20 protein-coding genes and 1 pseudogene are annotated in these 22,176 nt (G+C 37.0%); 15 read left to right on the top strand and 6 right to left on the bottom strand.

Going from position 1 to position 22,176, the window contains the following annotated elements:
• Positions 1-82 precede the first annotated feature (82 nt).
• The 9 genes and pseudogenes from BMX49_RS08135 to BMX49_RS08095 all read left to right on the top strand — a co-directional run bounded on the left by BMX49_RS08135 (position 83) and on the right by BMX49_RS08095 (position 8,412).
• The gene (locus tag BMX49_RS08135) at positions 83-1,132 is read left to right on the top strand and encodes a hypothetical protein (protein ID WP_034716086.1); all 1,050 of its coding nucleotides are present in this window, start codon (positions 83-85) and stop codon (positions 1,130-1,132) included.
• Between the two features lie 353 nt (positions 1,133-1,485).
• A pseudogene (locus BMX49_RS14910) lies at positions 1,486-1,698 on the top strand (heme-binding protein); the annotation flags it as partial.
• A gap of 88 nt (positions 1,699-1,786) precedes the next feature.
• Entirely contained in the window at positions 1,787-3,040 is a 1,254-nt protein-coding gene (locus BMX49_RS08125) for an NAD(P)/FAD-dependent oxidoreductase (protein ID WP_034716088.1), read from the top strand.
• Between the two features lie 257 nt (positions 3,041-3,297).
• The gene (locus tag BMX49_RS08120) at positions 3,298-5,964 is read left to right on the top strand and encodes a cation-translocating P-type ATPase (protein WP_034716090.1); all 2,667 of its coding nucleotides are present in this window, start codon (positions 3,298-3,300) and stop codon (positions 5,962-5,964) included.
• 144 nt (positions 5,965-6,108) lie between these two features.
• On the top strand, positions 6,109-6,456 hold the full coding sequence (locus tag BMX49_RS08115; RefSeq protein WP_034716092.1) for a hypothetical protein: 348 nt from the start codon (positions 6,109-6,111) through the stop codon (positions 6,454-6,456).
• Positions 6,457-6,527: 71 nt separating this feature from the next.
• Entirely contained in the window at positions 6,528-7,148 is a 621-nt protein-coding gene (locus BMX49_RS08110) for a TlpA family protein disulfide reductase (protein ID WP_034716095.1), read from the top strand.
• A 109-nt stretch (positions 7,149-7,257) separates the two neighbouring features.
• Positions 7,258-7,563, top strand: coding sequence for a hypothetical protein (locus BMX49_RS08105; protein WP_034716097.1), 306 nt, complete (start codon positions 7,258-7,260; stop codon positions 7,561-7,563).
• A 295-nt stretch (positions 7,564-7,858) separates the two neighbouring features.
• Positions 7,859-8,095 (top strand): DUF2024 family protein, encoded by a 237-nt coding sequence (locus BMX49_RS08100; protein ID WP_034716099.1) that lies wholly within the window; start codon positions 7,859-7,861, stop codon positions 8,093-8,095.
• An 83-nt stretch (positions 8,096-8,178) separates the two neighbouring features.
• Positions 8,179-8,412, top strand: a complete 234-nt coding sequence (locus BMX49_RS08095) for a 4a-hydroxytetrahydrobiopterin dehydratase (protein ID WP_034717359.1) — start codon at positions 8,179-8,181, stop codon at positions 8,410-8,412.
• 571 nt (positions 8,413-8,983) lie between these two features.
• Here BMX49_RS08095 and BMX49_RS08090 read toward each other — a convergent pair.
• The gene (locus tag BMX49_RS08090; RefSeq protein ID WP_034716101.1) at positions 8,984-10,999 is read right to left on the bottom strand and encodes a DUF2207 domain-containing protein; all 2,016 of its coding nucleotides are present in this window, start codon (positions 10,997-10,999) and stop codon (positions 8,984-8,986) included.
• 511 nt (positions 11,000-11,510) lie between these two features.
• Here BMX49_RS08090 and BMX49_RS08085 point away from each other — a divergent pair.
• A complete protein-coding gene (locus tag BMX49_RS08085) occupies positions 11,511-12,413 on the top strand; it encodes a hypothetical protein (protein WP_126337088.1) in 903 nt (300 codons plus the stop codon).
• Between the two features lie 73 nt (positions 12,414-12,486).
• Here the strand turns inward: BMX49_RS08085 and alr are convergent, their stop codons facing one another.
• From alr to BMX49_RS08070, 3 genes are all read right to left on the bottom strand, one after another.
• On the bottom strand, positions 12,487-13,641 hold the full coding sequence (gene alr, locus BMX49_RS08080; RefSeq protein WP_034716104.1) for an alanine racemase: 1,155 nt from the start codon (positions 13,639-13,641) through the stop codon (positions 12,487-12,489).
• Positions 13,631-14,767, bottom strand: coding sequence for an amidohydrolase (locus tag BMX49_RS08075; protein WP_034716106.1), 1,137 nt, complete (start codon positions 14,765-14,767; stop codon positions 13,631-13,633). Before BMX49_RS08075 ends, alr begins: the two co-directional genes overlap by 11 nt.
• 82 nt (positions 14,768-14,849) lie before the next feature.
• On the bottom strand, positions 14,850-15,278 hold the full coding sequence (locus BMX49_RS08070) for a hypothetical protein (protein ID WP_034716107.1): 429 nt from the start codon (positions 15,276-15,278) through the stop codon (positions 14,850-14,852).
• 202 nt (positions 15,279-15,480) lie between these two features.
• Here BMX49_RS08070 and BMX49_RS08065 point away from each other — a divergent pair, with 202 nt between their 5' ends.
• Positions 15,481-15,954 carry a GlcG/HbpS family heme-binding protein gene (locus tag BMX49_RS08065; protein ID WP_051803488.1) on the top strand — a complete coding sequence of 158 codons (474 nt, stop codon included), beginning with the start codon at positions 15,481-15,483 and terminating at the stop codon, positions 15,952-15,954.
• 114 nt (positions 15,955-16,068) lie between these two features.
• Here the strand turns inward: BMX49_RS08065 and BMX49_RS08060 are convergent, their stop codons facing one another.
• Entirely contained in the window at positions 16,069-17,667 is a 1,599-nt protein-coding gene (locus BMX49_RS08060) for an ice-binding family protein (RefSeq protein ID WP_051803490.1), read from the bottom strand.
• A 502-nt stretch (positions 17,668-18,169) separates the two neighbouring features.
• Here BMX49_RS08060 and BMX49_RS08055 point away from each other — a divergent pair.
• From BMX49_RS08055 to BMX49_RS08045, 3 genes are all read left to right on the top strand, one after another.
• Entirely contained in the window at positions 18,170-18,913 is a 744-nt protein-coding gene (locus BMX49_RS08055; protein WP_034717365.1) for a substrate-binding domain-containing protein, read from the top strand.
• 57 nt (positions 18,914-18,970) lie between these two features.
• A complete protein-coding gene (locus BMX49_RS08050; protein WP_034716109.1) occupies positions 18,971-19,321 on the top strand; it encodes a DUF488 domain-containing protein in 351 nt (116 codons plus the stop codon).
• Positions 19,322-19,445: 124 nt separating this feature from the next.
• Positions 19,446-20,981, top strand: a complete 1,536-nt coding sequence (locus BMX49_RS08045; protein ID WP_034716111.1) for a SulP family inorganic anion transporter — start codon at positions 19,446-19,448, stop codon at positions 20,979-20,981.
• 41 nt (positions 20,982-21,022) lie between these two features.
• Here BMX49_RS08045 and BMX49_RS08040 read toward each other — a convergent pair whose 3' ends face one another.
• Complete coding sequence (locus tag BMX49_RS08040; protein WP_034716113.1) at positions 21,023-21,334, bottom strand: hypothetical protein; 312 nt, start codon at positions 21,332-21,334, stop codon at positions 21,023-21,025.
• A gap of 261 nt (positions 21,335-21,595) precedes the next feature.
• Here BMX49_RS08040 and BMX49_RS08035 point away from each other — a divergent pair, with 261 nt between their 5' ends.
• The gene (locus BMX49_RS08035) at positions 21,596-22,039 is read left to right on the top strand and encodes an HD domain-containing protein (RefSeq protein WP_034716115.1); all 444 of its coding nucleotides are present in this window, start codon (positions 21,596-21,598) and stop codon (positions 22,037-22,039) included.
• The last annotated feature ends 137 nt before the right edge of the window (positions 22,040-22,176 follow it).

Below are 22,176 nucleotides of genomic sequence, written 5' to 3'. Positions count from 1 at the left end.
TAAAATATAAAAATATTTTATACGAACATATTTTATCTAGTATATTTGTAAAAACATAATGTCAGCAACATAAATTAAAGTTATGGATGAAAATAATGAAATTGTATTTAGCCAAAGAATCGATAATCAGAATGGTTATTTAACTTTACCTTTTAATGAAAATCAATTTAAAGATTTTGTCTCTGGGTTATTAGGAAAACCCCAAACCATGACTAGGCGTATTGTCGGTTCCTTCAATGTATATCTAAAAGATTTACAAAATTTTCACAATTTAATAGATCAGAGAATTAGTCAACAAAATAATGGACATCTTATACAACTTAGGACTAAAATATTCTTTTCAGACCAGTCGTCAGTCATGCTTAGTTCATATGAAGAACTGTTAACTTATAATGAAGTTAAACCTATTGAATCTATTGGCGTGAAAATGAGTTGGTCATATTTAATCCAATTTGCAGATAAAACAGTACCTGAAAAACAAGAAATTGAATTGACAATTATCGCATCACCATATAAATCGATAATTGAGGACGATGATATTCCAATTTTATATCCTTCTAATGGTGAGTTTCGCATTCTCATACAACATACTGCCCGAAGTTGGGCATCTGACATAGAAAGTTTAATTACGAATCAAATTAAATCAATTCTACAGGAGGAGGGAAAAATCTCAAAATTTATTAGAAAAAACAGTTCTGAAATCGGAGTAATTTCTGCGCTAATCTTTTTTCTAGGATCAATTGTGGGAATCTATATTAATACCAAAAATTTTAATCTAAGCGAATTAGAGAAAGTTCAGAAGTTCACAAATTTACCAAGTCAAAATATTGATAAAAAAATTAATTTTATATTAAATTATGTCGCAAGTAATGAACAAAATTTTTACTTCATCAAATCGCTTATTTTCATTGTTATCTCCTTAATTGGGGCAATCATTCTTGGAACTTGGATTAATAATTTAGCAAATAACAGAAAGCTTAGTTTTGTCGTATTGACAAGAAAGTCCGTTAAAACTAAAGAAAAGATGTATGTTAAAAGTCAGAGAAAAACGACTTGGTTTTTCTTATCTTTAGTTATAACTATAGTTTGTGGCATTGCTTCTAACTTTCTTTTCAAATGGTTATTTTCATAAATACAAAACTAATTTCACCAATGTCGCGGATTTGCAATAAGTTAAAAAACCACAACAACTTCAAACGCCCTCTAAAAACCGTAAAGCATGCAAAGGACCATTTAAATCAGCATAATTTCTCGCACCACTGAACTCATAATCCTCTGCTTTCCGCACCATTTTTTTTGTCACTGGAATTAAAAACCTTGTCAAGGTTGTCTTTTCTACTAACCTTCCAATTGTTCACAGGATCTTTAAAATAATCAAAGATGTTCTTCCTATCATCCAGCCGCTGCGAAAAGTCTCACACTTTGACCCAAAATAAATTCACTCGTGATATTTTTAGATATTTAAATACTTTTGTTTTGTATAAGTCTATAAATCGTGATACTGCGGTGATTGCCAAACGAATTAAAGACGGTTCTATTCCCGAAGACATTCGATATCTGGATGAAAATATTTTAATTATGGATGGCGGAATCCCAATTATCATCGAAGGAAAAGTAGTGGGCGAAACTGGCGTTGGTGACTTTCACGGAAGTGAAGATGTTCGCATTGCTCAGGCCGATTTAAAGATTTTGAACTGAATAATTTAGAGCGTTTGTTGCATTAAAATAAATTAAATTTATTTTAGCACACCTTTAATCACTAGTTTTGTAATCAGTAGAATTCATTATGGAAAAACAAGATTACAAAATATACATCATTGGCGCTGGAGTAAGCGGTTTAATTGCCGCACAAACTCTGGAAAATCAAGGCTACTCGCCCATTATATTAGAATCCACAGATTCGGTCGGCGGTCGTGTAAAAACAGATATTGTTGAAGGTTATCAACTCGATCATGGTTTTCAAGTTTTATTAACTTCTTATCCAGCTGCTCAAAAATTTCTGGATTACGAAGCGTTAGAATTACAAAACTTCTTGCCAGGCGCCGCCATTTTTAACAACGGAAAAGAAAACCAGATCGGCGATCCGTTGCGGGACTTTTCTTTATTATTTCCGACCGTGTTTTCTAGTCTCATTCCGTTGAGTGATAAAATAAAAATACTTCAATTGAATTTAAAGTTAAAGGCTAAAAGTATCGCCGAAATTTTTAATGAAGAAGAAAAAACCACCCTACAATATTTAAAGGATTTCGGATTTTCAAATCAAGTGATTTCACAATTCTTCAAACCGTTTTTTAGTGGAATCTTTTTGGAAACGCAATTGGAAACTTCAAGCCGAATGTTTGAATTTGTCTATAAAATGTTCGGCACCGGAAATGCCGCTTTACCGAAAGCCGGAATACAAGCGATACCAAATCAATTAGCGAACAATTTAAAATCTACTAAAATCCTTTTTAACACTAAAGTTAAATCGGTTCAAGATGGAATAATCAATTTAGAAAATGGACAGGTTTTAGAAAGCGATTTTACCATTATTGCCACCGATGCAAGCCATTTAATTCCAGACTTTAAAAGAGAAATGTTGATCTGGAAATCGTGTTTCAACCTTTATTTCGAAACTGAAAAACGTGTCATACAAAAACCGTTGATTGGACTTCTGCCCGCAGAAAATACCGTGATTAATAATATTTTCTATCATACCAGTTTAGAAACTTCTGTCAATGCTGGTAAAGAATTATTATCTGTGACCGTGGTTGACCATCAAAACTTAAAAGGACAGGAACTGGTTGACCAAGTTAAAGGTGAGTTAAAAAAGCATTTTAATATTGATGTTATTAGACTGATCAAGCAGTACGAAATTCCACAAGCCCTACCCGATTTAAAAAACATCAAATACAATTTGATACCATCAGAAAGTCGCTATTCTAATCAGATCTTCTTGGCTGGTGATACTTTAGTCAACGGTTCACTCAACGCCGCAATGCTTTCAGGTGAAAGTGCTGCTTTTGCAGTGATTGAAGCCTTAGGAAAGATTGGAAAATAATAACATGTAAAGAAAATTGTTTTCCTCCATTCCTTTCTCAAATCGACGGTGAAAAATTTCCTGCCATTTCTTTCAATAATCGGAAACCAATTTGACCAATAAACACGTGCGCTCATTTTTAAAATTCTTTTTAAAATCATAAAGATATACTTATTTTAACATGATTTTATAATGAAAATTTGTTCCTTCTTTCTTCTATTTTGACTTATAAAGCCCTAATTTGCAGTAACGCAGATCAGTCATTTATTTCTATCATCATGGAAAATAAAAAAGTAAACTATTTTACCCAATCGGTTACTGAAACTTTAAATAACCTCGGTGTAGAACCTTCTAAGGGGTTATCACAGGTAAAAGCCCACCAGCTGAAAGAAGAAATTGGACCCAATCGCTTGGAAGCAAAGAAAAAGAAACCGGTTTATAAAATAGTACTTTCTCAACTGCAGGACTGGCTGATCTATGTTCTTTTAGCCGCCGTTGTTATTACCATCTTGATGGGCGAATATATTGACTCAGCCATTATTCTGCTTGTTATTTTAATTAACGCCGGCATTGGAACTTTCCAAGAAATTAAAGCTGGGAAAGCAATTGATGCTTTACTGAAAATGTCGTCGCCAAAAGCCTTGGTAAAACGAGAGGGACAAACCAAGGAGATCGACAGCGCGGAATTAGTCCCCGGAGATTTGGTGATTTTAGATGCGGGTCGAATCATCCCAGCAGATTTACGACTGATAGAAACGGTCAACCTCCAAATTGAAGAATCCTCGCTAACGGGAGAATCACTTCCAGTTCACAAAGATGCTGAAGCTACTTTAAAAGATCTTAAAACACCCATTGCAGAAATGTCCAATATGTGCTTTATGTCAACAATTGTAACGGCGGGAAGAGGAACTGGCGTCGTAGTGGAAACGGGCATGAATACAGAAGTCGGGAAAATTGCTAATCTCCTGGACACTGGCGTTACTCAAAAAACACCGTTAGAAAAAAAACTGAGCGAACTCGGAAAAACGCTTGGAAAAATAGCGGTGGCAATCTGCCTTGTTATTTTTGGACTTTCCTGGATTCAAGGTAGAGATTTGGCAGAAATGTTTCTGATCTCCGTTTCGCTGGCGGTTGCTTCTATTCCAGAAGGTTTGGCAGCGATTGTGGCCGTGGTACTTTCTATCGGAGTTACGGCAATGTCCAAGAAAAATGCCATTATTAGGAAACTTCCTGCCGTAGAAACATTAGGCTCGGTGAATATCATTTGTTCCGATAAAACGGGCACGTTAACGCTAAACAAAATGACGGTTACTGAAGTGTACACTTCCGACGGTCCTCGTTTAATCGATGATAATCAAAAAATAAACCTTTCCGACTCCGTCCGGAAATTGACCGAAGGAATGATTCTTTGTTCCGATGCAACACTCGAAAACGAAGAAGCAACGGGCGATCCGACTGAGATTGCGCTTCTAGTGCTCGGCGATAAAATGGAAATTGACCGCCCCAATCTTTTGCAAAATAATCAAAGAGTTGGAGAAAATCCATTTGATAGTGATCGCAAAATGATGTCGGTCTTAGTAAAGTCAGAAAGTGATTTTACAGTGTACACGAAAGGAGCTTTGGGAAGTTTATTCAATGTAGTTGACTTTATTTTTGATCAAAACGAGATCCGCCCTTTTACGGAAGAAGATCATCAAAATTTCAGTGATGCTGCCAGAAAAATGTCGAACAATGCTTTGCGCACTTTAGCTTTGGCCTACAAATCCAAGACCTCTGAGACGACTTCCACTCAAATGGAGGAAGGACTAGTTTTAGTTGGATTGGTTGGAATGATTGATCCGGCCCGAGAGGAAGTCAAACCGTCCATCCAACTGGCGAAGCAAGCCGGGATCAAAACAATTATCATTACCGGCGACCATAAAAATACAGCCTTCGCCATCGCAAAAAATCTTGAAGTTGCCGAAACAATAGACCAAGTGATAACTGGTCCCGAACTGGATGACTTAACTAACCAGGAATTACTGGAAAAAGTGGAAAACTACCGCGTTTTTGCCAGAGTTTCTCCGCAGCATAAAGTTCAAATTGTTCAAGCACTTCAGGCCAAAGGACATATCGTGTCGATGACGGGTGATGGCGTAAACGACGGACCATCGTTGACTGTTGCAGACATTGGAGTCGCCATGGGAATTACCGGAACCGACGTCGCTAAAAATGCGGCGGATATGATCCTGACCGACGATAACTTTTCAACGATTGTCGTAGCGATTGAACAGGGTCGTAATATTTTTAACAATATTAAAAAGTCCGTGATTTTCCTGTTGACTTGTAATCTCGGTGAAGTCCTCGTCATGTTTGTGACCCTTTCGCTGGGGTGGCCAGTTCCGCTTATTGCAACCCAACTTCTATGGATCAATCTTCTCACCGATTCCTTACCTGCAATTGCGCTGGGAATGGATGGTGATGATTCAGAAGTGATGAAGGAAAAACCACGGAATGCAAAGGAAAGCTTCTTCTCTCAAGGTGCCGGAATTCAAGTCGTACTCGGCGGAATACTCATTGGCGTCATTACAATTTTGGCATTTTGGTATGGATTCTATGAATTGGGATATTCTCCATTTGACAAAAAAATTCCCGTCGAAGTTGTTAAAAATGCGAGAACCTTGACTTTTTTGGTTTTAGTTTGTGCCCAGCTGTTTTACTCGTTATCATTGAGAAGCAGTAAAAAACCTTTCTATCAAATTAAAATTTTTAGCAACCACTATTTGAATGGAGCAATTTTATTAGGATTGTTTTTACAGCTTTCTTTATTATTTATTCCTTTTCTTAGAAATGCTTTTAAACTTCATCTACCCGATCTAAACGGTTGGCTGATGGCTTTAGGTCTTGGATTGATTCCTTTCATCGCCATGGAAATTTCGAAGATTATTTTAATGAAACGAAAATAAATAGCAAAATCATTAATCGCTACTCTTTTAAAGCGTATATCTTTCGATACCAATTAATTGAGCAAGTCACTACGCGATCTCTAAAACATAAACTCTGTTAAAAATTCGTGCAAGGATTATATTCCGAGTATTTTTGCAAACGAAATGAAAAAGAGTTTTCCCTTAAGAATTTTTAAAACGTTGAGTTTTGCACTGCTGATTTTTTTATTGGTAGTTTCTTCTTGTGGGGTAAAACAATCGATACAGCAGGTTTTCAATATCGAAAACAGTTCATCATCTGGTTTAAAATCTACTTCTTCTTGTCAGTTTGTTTCAACGCAGATTTCTGAAAAATCGGAACAGGTTGCGGTAAAAAGAATTGATTATTCAATCCAAAAAGTCACTTTTTTAAATCAGATTTCCATTTTGGAAGCTGACCAAATTGGCATTCACAAGGCCAGATCTGTTCCGCTCTACATTCTCTATCAGCAATTGCGCACTTCTTTAGTTTAGTATTTCAACCCTAGATGACTTTGCATTCTCCCTCAGAATGCTAATTTTTAATGTGAATTAAAAAAATCTTTATGAATACTCAAACAAAAAATATAATGAAAAAAGCTTCTAATATCGCCTTCATAGGCTTGATTCTCTCGATGATCTTTGTGCCTGAAGTGAAGGCAAACATGCAACAAGGTTTAATGAAATTAGGTTTCTTTAATCCTGATTTAAAGGAAAGTTCACTTTCTACCAACCTTCCAAATTCAAATACAGAAAATGCAAAAGCAGCCAACTACAAAATGAATATGCTTGATCAGACCGGAAAAAAAGTTTCTCTGGAAGATCTGAAAGGAAAAGTGGTTTTTATTAATTTCTGGGCGACTTGGTGTGGACCGTGCATCGCCGAAATGCCATCGATTCAAAAACTGTATGATCGATTTAAAGACAATGATGAAGTTGTTTTTGTCATTTTGGAGGCGGAAGGAAACAAACCGAAAGCTACTAAATTTATGGAGAAAAGAAAATTGAGCTTGCCTGTGTATTATCCAGCCAGTGATTTCCCGGAAGAGTTTTTCCGTGGCAGTTTACCCACGACGGTTATTCTGGATAAGCAAGGAAATATCGCTCATAAAACAGAGGGGATGGCCGACTATTCCGGACAAGATATTGTAGATTTCTTGAATCAAGTAATTGCGATGCATCCGTAAAACATTTTGTCATTCATTTAAAAATCCAAGTCTTTTTAGAACTTGGATTTTTTTGTTTGAAGAAAACCTTTAACGTTTCCGCTTATTTCTTATCTTTAATAAAATTAAAATGATGAAATACTTTTTTATACTTCTATTTTTTATTGGCGGCTCAAGCTATTTAGCTGCCCAAGAAATCCCTCTTAAAATTTTCCCCGAACATAAAAAAGACAGCTTGACTATTTCGGATTTGAAAAATAAATTCTTTCCAGATAGCCTTCAAAAAATATCATCTAAAAAATTGGATGGCATCATTGCTTTGCCTAACGCGTTTCCTAAAAATCCAGATATTTATTTAGCGTTAAAGGGAAAGGATCGAAATGATAAACAATACAAGATTTTAAATGCAATCCCAGAAACGCTAAAATTGAAGTAAAAAGTCGATAGAACTGCCGAGAATTAATTTCCCTTATTTTGTTGATTAATTGGAAGTTTATTTCAATATTATATCTGCATCAGTTTGCAACCATTAATTACTGGATCATTTTAAATATTTTACTTAAATATTTTCGTCTTAAAATTATCAGCGTTCCAATAGTCTGGACGTAACTTCTAGCAGCTATTCCAAATTACTTTTCAATAAAAAACAAAGTTTAGAATTAGAACGTTATTAAATAATCACTAAATTTGAGTAGGTCCGAATAATAATTTAGATAAAAAAAACAAATAGAATGGAAGTAGCAGTTTGGGACACCTATGTAACAAAAAAAGATGGCAGCGTAATGCACTTCGATATCGTAGCTCCGCACGCGATCAAGGATGAAGTCATTATTCAGGAATATGGAAAAGAATATTTGAAATCCAAAGGGCAGCCAGAACAACTTTTAACTTCTAAAGAATGCAGTTTCTGTCATATCGAAACGCTGCAGCAAGTGTTTGAAGACGAAATAAAGGACAACGGCTATTAGATTATTGAAATGGAAAATTGCGACTGATATTAAAATCATTATTCGATTTCTTGGTAGAATTATTAATTAAAAATTACAATATCATGTGGAAAGAAATAGATGGAAAACTTCAACAGACTTTTAAGTTCAAAGATTTTTCTGAAGCCTTTGCCTTTATGACCCGAGTGGCTTTTCTAGCCGAATGTCAGGAACATCATCCTGATTGGTCAAATGAATATAACAAAGTCACCATCAACTTGTGTACGCACGACAAAGGTGATGCAATTACTGAAAAAGATCACAAGCTTGCCAAGGCAATTGATCAACTGGTTAAATAAATCAAACGTTATTTACCCACGATTCCTGATTACATAAAAGCACTTTATTATCAAGTGCTTTTTCTTTTGTCGCAAAGATTTTACGATAACTGCGCTATAATTAGGAGTGTTGTAGGAAGTAGGATTGGTGTAAACTTGCGCTCCTAGAATCAGGATTAACAAATTAAAGAAATCGAAAAGGTCTGATGACGAGTACATTAAAATGGTTGCTAAAAAAATTCCTGTCAGAAGAATACTGTGAAAATGATCAACACCTAATCGGAAGAGCCATTCGTTAACAGAAGGTTTTGAATAGGTTTGATTACTAGCCAATCTATAAAATAGTAGCGAATTATAAAAAAGAAATGTCTGTAGCAGATAAAACTAAAAGCCTTTACATCTTCGTTTTTGAAAATAAACAGGTATTTCGGTGAAAAGATAAACAGCTCTTTATCGTAGCCCCGGGTGCAGCGTTATCCTTTTTCTTTTGCAAAAAGAAAAAGATATAGCGGAACACGGGTCTGATTTTTAAACGAATATCCGCTCGTGATGCTCCTTAAAAAATCTAACACATTTCTTGTAGCGCTACGAATTACCAGCCGCCACCGCCGCCGCCGCCTCCACCACCGCCAGAGGAACCACCCCCTGAAGACCCGCTGGAACTGGACCCGCCTGAGTAAGATGAGGATCTGGACGAGCGTGAAGAGGATGATGAGCTTGAGGAAGATGAAGAGGATGAAAAGCTGCGGGGCGGTTCTGTGCTTGCTGCAAGAGCGCTTCCGAGAGAACTTGCAAAACTGTAACCGAGGTCACTTTGTAAGGCTGCAAGTGCAGGCTCCTCCACCGTTTCCTTTAATTGATCTCTAAATCGTTTACCCCAAATACCTTCGACGCCAAAAACAATCGCATACGGGAGAAACTTTTCATATAAAGCCGTGGTCATTTCGGGCGGATTATGAAATTTTAGTTGATTTTCTTCGGCGGTACCGAGATACATTTTTAGGCCAGCAATCTCTGCTTCCATTTTGACTTTCTCTTCACTCGGCTGTTTGATGAGATAGCGAAATATGAGCAGGGAAATCGTGCCGAATATTAAAAACTTGAAACAGTTGGACTCGTAAGAAGTAACGCTTGCCCCGCTAGAAAATGCGAAGGCAAATAGCGGAATCATGACCGGCAAAGCAACTAAGAGAATAACGAAAAATATGAGCTTATTTTTTTCCTGCCAAGTGGAGACGAGCACGATGATAAAAATGGCATCAAATCCCATTAAGAAAATGGCCATGAATAAAGATTTAAAATTAAAAGTCACTAAAGAGCTTAATAAAAGTGCCGTAAAAAAAATGATCAAAATAATTTTTAAAGCTTTGTAGACTAATTTCTGATTATCAGCATTCTCCAAATAAACTTTGTTTGTTTTAAATATAAACCTCTCAAAATTGTTCACTGCATTTCTTATTTGCGAGCTGTAAGTACCGCTGATGATAGCTTTCTTTCCTCTTCCGAAAATATTTTTGAGCAACAACTTTTGGTCTTCCTGAAGGTTATTATCCTCTTTGCCTGTCTTAGTTAAATTAAAAACTTTTGAAAAGCTGAACTCCTGCTGTCCATCTTTGACCTCATCGATATCGACAAAACCTTTGATGGAGAGATCGACCAAATTAGCCGTGACTTGAGTCAAATCAAATTTCCCTTTATCAATGTATCCTAAAGAACCTGGCGATAAATTTCCCGGAGCATTGAACTGCGGAATAACCACTGGCTTTTCTGGATCTTTCCCATATTTTTTCCATTGATCATAATAAAAGTAGAGCAAATAGAAAGCTGCCAGAATCAAAAATAAAGAGGGCCAATTTCTCTTCATCCATTTCATCAAAGGAGACGGCTCTTTTAAGACGCCAGCTTTGAAACCAACTGCAATCGTTAAGTTTTCCTCTGATTTTAAATTTTGCGCTTTAAAGATAATCTTGGTCGGACTAAGATTTTCTGCGGTGCAATTTTGGTCCTGACTTCCATCAACGCCCGTATAACAGGAGTTTTGTAGCATGTCGGCACCCGGTGGCAAGGTGAGCGTTGCCTGAATGTTTTCAATTGGAAATTCCCAGTCTGTACCATTTACGTTCCAGTAAAATTCATCATACCCATTAAAATGGTCTATTTGATCTTGCGTGGTGTAAACGATTTCATACGTATAATTTCCTGGTTGCAGTATAATATCTTTATTGCCGATATAAATATTAAAAACGCCATTCATCGTCTCCGTGTGGTAATCTTCGCGACGGCCATCTTTTGTAATAGAAATAATCTTGTACTCAATCTTTTCTTGGCCGCTCTTCGTATTTCTCACCATTGGAAGCGCACGAAAAAGACCTCTTTTTATCGCTTGACCATTCGCATAAACCTTAACCGTTTCTTTGACGGTGACATCGGCGTTTTCAGCAATTGTAATATCGGAGTTAAAGAAAAGTATTCTCTCGCTTTCCTGTTTTGCGACTTCTGGATAACCTTCTTCAACTTCATAATCAGAAGCTGGCTCCACAATGGTGACTTCTTGGGCAGAAAAAGTAAAAAGAATGAAAAAGGAAAGAAAAGTAAAGAGTTTTTTCATGGACTAAATGTTTAAAAGGCTGAGAAACGAATATAAGATTTGTTTGTTAATCGATTCACATAATTGTAGAAGATAATTGCAATAAAATGCTAATTTCGTAAAATCACTTCAGATTATATAGTGAAGATCACATTTGGTTAGCCTATAAAATTTCTAACATTTGCAACACCGAGTTGGGCAATCTCCTATTTTTCCAAAGCAAAAAATAGCAGCCGGGCTGTCCACTATATCTTTTCTTTGCCGACGGTGCTTTCTGAATTTTCCAATTGGTACTTTAAAAGAAAAGGATGCCGTTTCCATCCCTATTGCAGAGCGGGTTATCAAAGAAATTTAAGTTTGAGAAATAAAATTTTTCTCTATATTTAACTTTCTATTTCAAATGTATTCTTCTTTGTTTAAAAGATCAGTAAAATCTTCTGTGTAGATGCTAAATCCGGAAAGATATTCTTATATGATAAAGTCGTCGATGTGAAAGTCGCAGACAAGCAGACCAAATTCTATTAATATGTTGATGACAAAAAAAATACTTTACCTACTGCTCTTTTCGCTGATAATTTATTCTTGCAAAAAAGAAGAACAGAAAATTAAAACGGTTGATCAAACGATTGAAGTCGCGACTCAAAACCTTCCCAAGGATCCGCCAATATATCTGCCTTCTTCAGCGCCTGAAAATGAAATCATCACTCATATTAAAAAGCGACAGCAGGTACTTTCTTTATTGTTAAAGTCCGTTGCACCAGAGAAAGCCGACGAATTATATAAAAATCTAATAAAGGAAAATGACTCCGCACTGACTCTTCTACAAATCAGAAAAGAAACACTGCTGGAAAAATATTACGGGTATTCCGATTACGATCCTCAGACACAAGTCTACACCATGAAATTCCCAAAAGAAGTAGAGAAACTGGTGAAAGATTATCGAGCTGCAGGAATTGAATTTTGGGAAATTGGTGAAGGTTATACCGAACTTCGGATGCTTCCGACGTACTACTTCAAATTATTTGCCGGTAAATTTAGTCCGGACTATCAAACCTATTTAGAAATGATTACCGCTGAAGATCAAGTGCTCTTTCAGTCTGATGCAGCAATTAGAATTTCCTGGCGCGATGTCGCAAAAAGAGTAGAATCACGTGAGAAATTTTTAATTGACTTCCCAAATTCAAAATTAATTAAAGAAATAAAGCAGCAATTAAAAGAATATCAATACGCGTATCTTTTAGGCTACGACAATACCCAAACCCACGAACAGGGAAAACTGAATCCCGAAAATTTAGAAGAATTTAAAAGAATTATTAGAGAAAATCCCAATAGTGAAACCTCAACAATCATCAAGGAACTTTTACCTAATGACTTTGATCGAGACGGAATCTTTGATTTTGTAACGAAAAGAATTGGTTATAATTTATATGAGTAGTTCAGTCTAAGAGAATTTTTCTACGAACGATAATTTCATCTTCTAAAAAATGAAGGGATTTAAAATGTATTCCCTAATTTTTTATAATCCGTGGAATATCTGCGGAAAGACGAGTCAATAATTCATAATTCAACAAATTACTATAATCGCTAAACGACGAAACCGATAATTGTTTATCTGCCTGATCACCGATGAGAACTACCTCATCATTCCTTTTAATGTTATCAAGCAGCGTAACGTCGATTACCATCATATTCATATTGATGCTGCCGATGACTACGCAACGCTCACCGTTAATGAGCACTCGCCCAACATTGCTTAAGCTTCGACCATAACCGTGCGCATAACCAACCGGAACACAGGCGATTTTCATATTGGCATCTGCCATAAAGCTGGTACCGTAACCCACGAACTCGCCGCGTTTTACTTTTTTCACACTCATCACTTCGCTTTTCCAACTAATGACGCGTTTTAGCGGATTTTCGTTCTTTCTTTTGGTATTGTAAAAATTAACCAAAACTTCCGGACTCGACCAAAAACCGTATTGCATAATTCCGATTCGAACCATATCCATCTGTGTTTCGGGATACATCATGGCAGCGGCCGAACAGGCAGCATGTTTCTGTTTGGGTTTCAAACCTTTATCACAAAACTGGTTGTAGATTTCGTCATACCGATCGATTTGTTTTTTAATGCGGAAATAATTAGCAATACTTTCGGCGCCAGCGAAATGCGTACAAAGCCCTTTAAATTCAATGAACTCAGCATTCTTAAGGAGAAAATCCTGGACCCATTTCAATTCACTGGAATTAAAACCTGTTCGGTTCATGCCGGTTTCCACTTCAATATGGACAATGGCTTTTTTACCTAGTTTTTTCGCGGAAGCTAAAGCTGCAGTTAACCTATGTTTTTCAAAAACAAAAAACTCGATATTATTTTCAATAACCCAAGGGAGATCATCTTCATTACTCAACCAACCCATAATCATGACCGTTGCTTTTTCACCAACAACGGCTTGAACACGACGCGCTTCGTTGCTATCAAAGACGGAAAAGTGGGTCACCTTTTCAGCCACAGCAATTTCTACGAATTTTTCGATGGAATGTCCGTAAGCGTTTCCTTTTACTACTGAAGAGAAAAGCACGCCTTTGTGAAAATGCTTCCGGAGGAAATCAATATTGATTTTGTAGGCTTTGGGATCAAGCTCGAGGTATGAATTATTGTGCATCGATCAGTTGACTTATTTTATAAAATATTTCGGCACCGGTTTCGGTGATTTCGTCGGGCCAGTCGTAATCTGGATTGTGCAGATTGGGCGTTTCTTTTCCACTTCCTAAACCAAACATGGCACCTTTAAAATGTTCGGTAAAAATTCCGAAATCTTCGCCCCATTGAAAAGGAACGTCTCTTTCTATTAAATTAAGATTGCAGTCTTTCGCGGCCTGACGAACAAAATCCACGGCTTTTGGATCATTTTCGTTAGCGCTGAATCTTTGGGTCCAAGAAATTTCTGGTTTCAATTTATATTTTTCTGCGGCGCTGATTGCGATCTGTTCTAATTCTTGCTCCAATTCTTTCATTTCAGAATTAGCTGCACGTCGGAACGTGTAATGAACTTCCCCATAACCGGCAGAAATCCCATAGTCCTCGGTTCCCATTGTTAAATAAATAGGCGTCAAAACGCTGAACTTTTCTTTCTTTGGATTAGGCTGAATCTTCGTGTTAAATTCCGTAATAATCTGCGCAACTGCCAAAGCTGGATTATCACCATTCTCCGGTTCCCCAGCGTGAGCAGTTCTGCCGTGAAGTTTAATAATAATCGAATTGACGGCGCAAGTAAAAGTGTGATCCTTCACTACGATATCATGATGATCATATCCAGGAAGATTATGCAAAGCAAAAACTTGGTCTGGACTTAATTTTTTAAAACGCTCGTCATTATAAATCGCCACAGCTCCTTCCCCATTCTCTTCGGCGGGCTGAAAAAGCAAAAGTATTTTTGTATGCTGCATTTTTTGTACTGATAATTTTTTGGATAAAGCGCACATCACCGCCATATGACCATCATGTCCACATTTGTGTGAAACCTCATCGGTGATTGATCGGTGTTCAAAGTCATTGATTTCCTGAATCGGTAAAGCATCGAGCTCACAACGAAAGAGAATCGTTTGTTTCACTTCCTGTTCAGGATTAAAAATTGCGATAATTCCGGTTCCGTTTCCTAAGTTTTCTAACAGTTCGTCGGGAGCATATTGTTTTAAAAAAGCAGCGATCGTCTTTGATGTTTCAAATTCGAACCCTGAAAGTTCTGGATGTTGGTGAAGGTGTCTTCGTAAGGTGAGAATATCGTTCATTAAGATTGATTTTAGTTGGTAAGATTTTTAATTTAAGCACTTATAAATTACGTTTTTTTAATTTACTAAAAAGCTTAACGAATTACTTCGTGTCGTATTGACGTTTGAGCTTAATGGTTTTACCTTCTATCGTAACGTCTAAATCATCCCTCTGGTTATGAGCTTTTACACCGTCTTTCTCGTAATCTGCTCCCTTTGCCCAAGCTTGGGTTTGATCTAAAACATAAGTTTTTTTATCCATTTTAATGGTAACGGTATGAGCTTGATCAGTATTTAAAAAAGTCGCTACCGCCATGGTACCATCATCCGCTCTGTAATTGTAGGTGTAAGCTTCAGCTGCATTTTCTATATCTTCTTCTACTATATTATCTGCACGAAGTGTATCGGCTGGAATTAGAGAATCCAGGACCACTTCTTTTTGAGTTTCGGATGTTTCACTAACGGTATCAGTTTTATTACAGCTCACTATTAACGCTGAAATCACCATTAAAGGCACGATTGATCTTATCATTATTTTTGATTTTTAATTAAAGATTTGATGATGACTTTTATAAAATAATTCTATTGAGGGAATTTAAAAGCCGTAAGTTTGGTCTGAAAAAGAGAAAGAAGCATGCCATTAAAATTGATGCTCAGTTTTTAGCTCATTACTAAAATGGGCTTCTATTTTCTTTAAGTTAAAACTCAGCTTCTATTGAACAAAAAAATAATAAATGAAAAAATTCCTCTTACTCTTAATCACCAACTTATCACTCATGACTTACGCCCAAAAAAACACAATAATGGAACCGGTACTCACTGGCGATATGGCCAACAAAATAATTCAAGCCGCATTTACCGAAGCCAATAAAAACGGACTTTTTGTAACGATTACGGTTGTTGATCAATCAGGTCAGACCTTGGCAGTTCTTCGTCATCACCATGCGGGCGTTCATACCATCCGCGCCAGTTATAAGAAAGCATTTACCGCTTGTTCCCAAAAACGTGAAACCGCAGAAATCGCAAAAGGGATTAAAGACGGCTCTATTCCAGAAGATATTCGATATTTAGATGAAAATATTTTAGCGATGGACGGCGGAATTCCGATTGTTATTAAGGGAAAAGTGGTCGGCGGCATTGGAGTTGGCGGCGCGCACGGCAGCGAAGATGTTCGCATTGCAAAAGCTGGGTTGAAAGTGCTTCAATAACAATCTGTCAGATTTTTTTTAAATATATAAAATTTCATTAAGCTTTTATATTAAAAGTTTTCACAAAAAAAAGCCCCACCAAATCGGTAGGGCTTCGTAATATGATTTAAAAACCTATGGTTTAGAAATTAATTTACCACTTTGTTTTGCACCTTTCTTACCATTCAATTGGTAAAAATAAACTCCCGCTGGAAGTCTCATTGGTACGGCAGTAGTTTTCTGAGACAAAACAGTCTCTTTTACTTGCGCACCGGCTGCATTGAAAATAGTTAAGGTTGAACCACCATCTACATCATCCATCTTCACGTTTAGTACGGAAGAGAAAGGATTTGGATAGAATTTAGCACCTTGATTTTTAGCGTTTGCAGATTGAGTAGCTAAGGGATTACATCCTGGAGTCATTACTGCTTTGATACCAAAAGTAGTAATGCCACCACTTGTACTCAATACTCTACCTTCAATATTCACTCCGGTATTGATGATCACTGCACCATTATTACCAATTACTGATCCTTTGAAGTCTGCGTAGTCGTTTAAGTTAACTGCTCCGTCAACTTTCCAGAAAACGTTTTTCGCTTGAGCACCATTTTGCAAAATCACTTTAGCATAAGTACTTGTAGATAAAGCTCCATTGATTTTAATTACAAAAACAGCGTCTGCATTACCTTGAGCATTCAAATAAACGGTTCCGTTCAAAACGGTAGCTGCATTCAAATGGTAAGTGTGTGGCGTTAAAACCAAATCGTTACCGAAAGCTGCAGGGTACAACAATTCGATATCGGTAGGAAGTGTATTTAAATAAGTATATACGTTGTTTAAATCAGCTGCACATGTCGCAGTAGATACATCAGGATTTGGGTGAATAGTTCCTGTTACATTTTCTGCTTGAAAACCAGTGGTCAAACCTACATTAGTTCCAACATCACCTGTGATGAAAGAAATACCTGAGTTTGTTACCGCTCCGTTACCAGAGAATATCGTGTAACATGCTACTGAATTTAAAACAGGTTGTGTAGGACCTGTAAGAACTGGCGTTCCACAGCCAAGTGGTTTAGCAATGGTAACACCTGATACCGTAACAGCACCAGTTGTTGAAAAAGCACGACCTTCAAGATTAACACCCGTATTCAAAATAACTGCGGCATTGTTCGCTACAATCGTTCCTTTAATGGTGGTACTGGTTGCAAGATCTACCAAACCTTCCACTTTCCAAAAAACGTTACAGGCTTTAGCTCCATTAGTAAGGATTACTTTCGAACCAGCTGCTGAAGAAAAAGCGCCTTCGATTTGGAAGATGAAAACCGCATTTGGATTTCCACCACCATCAAGGGTAAGCTCACCGTTTAAAGAAGCAGTCTGCCCAATTGAATAAGTTCCTGCAACAAGTGTTTGCCCGTTTCCTAAAAGTGGAGAAGGAAAAAAGTTTGGCGTCGCAGCATTCAGCTGGTTGTAAGCGATAGTAAGAGAAGCAGCCGCCAGAGCCGCAGCTCCATCAGCATCATGCATCACTCCATTTACGTTTCCGAAATTGGTTGCAGCACCGTTGTTAGTTCCAACATCTCCTGTAATGATTGACATTCCAGTATTTGTCACGGCTCCATTGGTAGAGAACAGCGCAAAACTAGCTGAAGCTCCAAGCGTTGGTGCTTGGGCTTTCATGAGCCCAAAACCTACTGTGGCAACTGAGGCCACTAAAAGTAGAAGTTTTTTCATTTTATTTTAATTTTAATGCTGAAACGGTATTATCTCAACACATCAAAGATAATGCGTTATTCACAGAAATAATTTTAAAATATTAAGAATTTAACATTATAAAATTCATTTTTTGAAAATAGTAATAATCATATCCGCTTTTTGTTAATTAATATTAAATACAGAAAATAGCTAAAATATAAACCTAAATTCATACTATTCCGCATTCATTCAGACCAGATTATGATTATTTAAGTCAATTACTTCTTATTGATTAAAGTTTCACAGATTGCATTAAAAAAAATCAGAAAATGATAATCACAACAGATTCGGTGAAACGCATCGCGTATCTATTAAAACAAAGCAAAGTATCACTTTTAGACCGATAAAACATTTGGTTGATTTTTAAAAAGACTACCTTTAAATGTTCAAAATATCGAAAAAGTTTTTAGAAAAAACGACTCTATTAATTGTGTTCTTAAAAATCTTAAAGAACGCTTATCACTTACCTATCGTCTTATTCATGAGAAATTTAATATTAGCATTCGTCATTACGATCAACCTTCCGAATTTTGCGCAAGCACAAAAAGACACGCTCTACGTTTACGGTCCTGGCGGTCCGCTTGCACCTATTGAAGAATCTGCCAAAATCTTTGGGAGCGAAAATAATATCATTGTGAAAGTAACGGCAGGTCCTGAAAGTAAATGGATTGCAGAAGCAAAGCTCAAGGCAGATCTTATTTATGGCGGCGCCGAATACATGCTAACCTCTTTCGCCATGGCGCATCCTGGTTTAGTAGATGAATCGAGCCGAACCGAATTGTATAAAAGAGGAGCAGCTATTTTGGTCCGACCCGGAAATCCAAAGAACATTCGGTCTATTAAAGATCTTCCGAAAAATGGCATTCATATCTTAGACGTTAATGGCGCTGGCCAATTGGGACTTTGGGAAGATGTTGCGGGTAAGAAGAATGTGATTGAGGGAATTCAGAAAAATATTAAACAGTCTTTTGCAAATACTGCGTTAGGAATTGCTGGTTGGAAATCAGATAGCAGTTTCGATGCCTGGATCAATTACGAATCGTGGCATTACCGATTGAAAGATATTACACAACTGGTTAAAGTTCCTAATTCGATTAATGTTTATCGAGGAACGCCGATTGCCATTACCACGATCACAAAACACAAAGAGTGGTCTTCAAAATTTATTGATTTCATGAAGACGAAAGAAGGTCACACGATTTTTAAAAAATGGGGCTGGAAGTAGAATTTGGTTCTTATCTTTATTCTCTGTGGGCAAACTTTTAAATATAAAAGTAGAATCATGAAATCAATTTCCATCAAAAGAATCTACGACGATGCGACAGATAAAGACGGTTATCGAGTTTTAGTTGACCGCTTATGGCCACGTGGTATTTCAAAAGAAGAGGCAAAGCTTGATGAATGGCTTCAAGATATTGCGCCATCAACTGAACTTAGAAAATGGTTTGATCATCAAGAAGAACGATTCCCCGAATTCTCAAAACGGTACAAAGCAGAATTAGATTTAAAAAAGACGGAAATTGAAAAATTGAAAGCAGTCGCAGAAAAGCGACCCATTACCCTTTTGTATTCCGCCAAAAATGAAGAATTTAATCAAGCGATCGTAGTAAGAGATTATTTCACTGAGAAATAACAATGTTTTTTTTTAACTTTAAAATGAAGAAGTACGTTTTCTACTGCCACACGAATTTCATCCAAAACCGACCTGTTAATAGGTTGGTTTTTATTTTTCTATTTTTGCAACCTCAAAAAAATCAATGAAATTAGCGCTTAATCTATTCGACTTCACGCAAAAAGTAAATTATAGAAACGAAATTTTAGCAGGTTTAACCGTCGCTATGACCATGATTCCTGAGTCATTATCATTTGCAATATTGGCTGGATTTCCGCCATTGGTTGGCTTGTACGCTGCCTTTATGGCCGGCTTAATTACGGCGGTCTTTGGTGGCAGACCAGGAATGGTTTCAGGTGGCGCTGGGGCAACGGTGGTTGTTTTAATCGCTTTAATGCGCTCCAACGGATTGGAATATGTATTTGCTGCGGTGGCTCTGGCAGGAGTTATCCAGATTTTAATTGGATTGTTTAAATTTAGCAAGTTTATTCGATTGGTTCCGCAGCCTGTGATGTATGGATTTGTCAATGGATTAGCGGTCATTATCTTCATGTCGCAACTGGATCAATTTAAAGTTTTATCGAATGGCACCTTAACGTGGCTCCAAGGAGAACCAATGTTGATCATGCTTGGTTTGGTCGCCTTAACGGTTGCAATCGTGGTGGGATTTCCGCAGATTACCAAGAAGATTCCGGCATCGTTAGTCGCTATCGTTGTGGTGTTTGCTTTGGTCGTAGGTTTTGGGATTAATACTAAAACAGTCCAGGATATTGCGTCGGTTGAAGGTGGCTTTCCGCCATTTCACATTCCCAATATTCCGTTTACTTTAGAAGCATTTCAAATAATTCTTCCCTACTCTTTGATTTTCGCTGCGGTAGGTCTAACGGAAGGCTTGCTTACTTTAAATCTCGTGGATGAAATGACCGGCACCAAAGGAAATGGAAATCGCGAATGCATCGCTCAGGGAACCTCCAACATTGCCAATGGTTTCTTCTTTGGAATGGGTGGCTGTCCTATGATTGCGCAAACGCTCGTCAATCTTTCAGCCGGCTCCAGAGCACGACTTTCAGGAATTATCGCCTCGATCACTATTTTACTCATTATTCTTTTCGGCGCACCGATTATTGGTCAGTTACCCATGGCGGCTTTGGTTGGGGTTATGATTATGGTTGCTCTCGGAACCTTTGAATGGGCGAGTTTTAAAATTATTAAAAAAATGCCCAAGCACGATATCTTCGTCGGAATTTTAGTCGCGGTAATTACCGTTCTACTTCATAATCTGGCTTTGGCAGTTTTGATCGGAGTGATTATTTCAGCGCTTGTTTTTGCCTGGGAAAGTGCGAAGAGAATTCGTGCGCGAACATATATTGATGACAACGGTGTCAAACATTATGATATTTATGGACCCTTGTTTTTTGGATCCGTAATGATGTTTTCAGAAAAATTTACGATTGACGAAGATCCTGAAACCATCATCATCAACTTTAAAGAATCCCGCGTTTCTGATATGTCGGCGATTGAGACCCTCAACGGCATTACCCGCAAATACAGTAAAGCTGGCAAGACCGTTCACCTTCAGAATTTAAGCGCTGACTGTGTAAGACTTTTAGACAAAGCTGAAGCAGTTATCGATGTCAACATCATTAAAGATCCTGAATATTTGGTTGCAATTGAGGAGTGATGGAAAAATAGCAAGATTTTTTTAGAATGAAAACTTTAACCTTAATTCCAAAAATAGGTTGAGAAAAAGTTGACCAGTCGATTCATATCCTGTCGCATGGAGAAAGCCAAAAGATATTTTAATTGCAGAAGAACAGGTTCAAATCCATTGGCTAATTTCAGAAATTCACGTTCGGGAATAATACCATAACTCTTTTCCTGATGCATAATATTTAGCGCATTATCTACCAACGAGACCGTCATACTTCCTAATTTTTTATAAAAAGTGTATTCGCTGATTTTCACAAAGCCGTCATCAAGCATTTCGGTAATCAGTTTGTCGAAAAGTTTTTGTCCTTCTGGCGATAATTTCATGAGCTTCAATTTGCATTGTAAAAATACAAAAATGTTTAAATAAAATATTTTTGAGTAGGTATAATTTATCGTTATTAAAGTTCAATATAAGTTTCTTACAACTTTGGCTTTAAAAAACGCCGAATTACCATCTAAAAAATCGCTAATGAAAAATAGGAAATCAAATCAATAATTTCATTAGGTTAATGGTTACTTCACACCCAAAAAATCGTAAATTCAGATTAAATTAAATTCTGCCTAAATTCCCAAATCCATACTGAAATGACCAAAGACGAATTACTCAACAAAGCCCTCAAATTAGCACAGAAAGCCCACAAAGGACAAACCGACAAATTTGGAACACCCTACATCGGACACGTCATGCGCGTGATGAATGCTGGAAATACGTACGATGAAAAGATTGTTGGCGTTTTGCATGATGTGTTGGAAGATTGTCCAGAAATAACAGAGGAAATTTTAAAAGAAGAAGGTTTTTCAGATGAGGTAGTTTTCGCTGTTAAATGCTTAAGCAAAATTCCGGCTGATATGGACTATACTGACTTCATCCAGCAAGTTGAAAAATCAAGGCTAGCCGTCGCTGTGAAACTAAATGATTTGGCGGACAATATGAATTTGACCCGCTTTAATAAAGTGATGACCGAAAGAGATTTAAAGCGGATGAATAAATATTTAACGGCTTACCTTTATTTAAAAGAAAAATATTAAATATACTGTACAAGTTGAAAACTTTTTTTCAATTAAAATAAGATCAAGGTGTTTCTAAAATTTCAAGTTATTTTATTGTTAACAATGCTATTCACGAATGCTGTTCTCTGGCAAAACTGCTGAGGTAGCTACTAATT

It is taken from the genome of Kaistella antarctica (assembly GCF_900109615.1).
Lineage (GTDB): Bacteria > Bacteroidota > Bacteroidia > Flavobacteriales > Weeksellaceae > Kaistella > Kaistella antarctica.
This window is presented reverse-complemented; position numbering and strand designations above follow the sequence as displayed.

Coding starts and splice junctions, on each gene's coding strand:
- BMX49_RS08135 (WP_034716086.1), top strand. CDS start 83: ATGGATGAAAATAATGAAATTGTATTTAGCCAAAGAATCGATAATCAG.
- BMX49_RS08125 (WP_034716088.1), top strand. CDS start 1,787: ATGGAAAAACAAGATTACAAAATATACATCATTGGCGCTGGAGTAAGC.
- BMX49_RS08120 (WP_034716090.1), top strand. CDS start 3,298: ATGGAAAATAAAAAAGTAAACTATTTTACCCAATCGGTTACTGAAACT.
- BMX49_RS08115 (WP_034716092.1), top strand. CDS start 6,109: ATGAAAAAGAGTTTTCCCTTAAGAATTTTTAAAACGTTGAGTTTTGCA.
- BMX49_RS08110 (WP_034716095.1), top strand. CDS start 6,528: ATGAATACTCAAACAAAAAATATAATGAAAAAAGCTTCTAATATCGCC.
- BMX49_RS08105 (WP_034716097.1), top strand. CDS start 7,258: ATGATGAAATACTTTTTTATACTTCTATTTTTTATTGGCGGCTCAAGC.
- BMX49_RS08100 (WP_034716099.1), top strand. CDS start 7,859: ATGGAAGTAGCAGTTTGGGACACCTATGTAACAAAAAAAGATGGCAGC.
- BMX49_RS08095 (WP_034717359.1), top strand. CDS start 8,179: ATGTGGAAAGAAATAGATGGAAAACTTCAACAGACTTTTAAGTTCAAA.
- BMX49_RS08090 (WP_034716101.1), bottom strand. CDS start 10,999: ATGAAAAAACTCTTTACTTTTCTTTCCTTTTTCATTCTTTTTACTTTT.
- BMX49_RS08085 (WP_126337088.1), top strand. CDS start 11,511: ATGACAAAAAAAATACTTTACCTACTGCTCTTTTCGCTGATAATTTAT.
- alr (WP_034716104.1), bottom strand. CDS start 13,641: ATGCACAATAATTCATACCTCGAGCTTGATCCCAAAGCCTACAAAATC.
- BMX49_RS08075 (WP_034716106.1), bottom strand. CDS start 14,767: ATGAACGATATTCTCACCTTACGAAGACACCTTCACCAACATCCAGAA.
- BMX49_RS08070 (WP_034716107.1), bottom strand. CDS start 15,278: ATGATAAGATCAATCGTGCCTTTAATGGTGATTTCAGCGTTAATAGTG.
- BMX49_RS08065 (WP_051803488.1), top strand. CDS start 15,481: ATGAAAAAATTCCTCTTACTCTTAATCACCAACTTATCACTCATGACT.
- BMX49_RS08060 (WP_051803490.1), bottom strand. CDS start 17,667: ATGAAAAAACTTCTACTTTTAGTGGCCTCAGTTGCCACAGTAGGTTTT.
- BMX49_RS08055 (WP_034717365.1), top strand. CDS start 18,170: ATGAGAAATTTAATATTAGCATTCGTCATTACGATCAACCTTCCGAAT.
- BMX49_RS08050 (WP_034716109.1), top strand. CDS start 18,971: ATGAAATCAATTTCCATCAAAAGAATCTACGACGATGCGACAGATAAA.
- BMX49_RS08045 (WP_034716111.1), top strand. CDS start 19,446: ATGAAATTAGCGCTTAATCTATTCGACTTCACGCAAAAAGTAAATTAT.
- BMX49_RS08040 (WP_034716113.1), bottom strand. CDS start 21,334: ATGAAATTATCGCCAGAAGGACAAAAACTTTTCGACAAACTGATTACC.
- BMX49_RS08035 (WP_034716115.1), top strand. CDS start 21,596: ATGACCAAAGACGAATTACTCAACAAAGCCCTCAAATTAGCACAGAAA.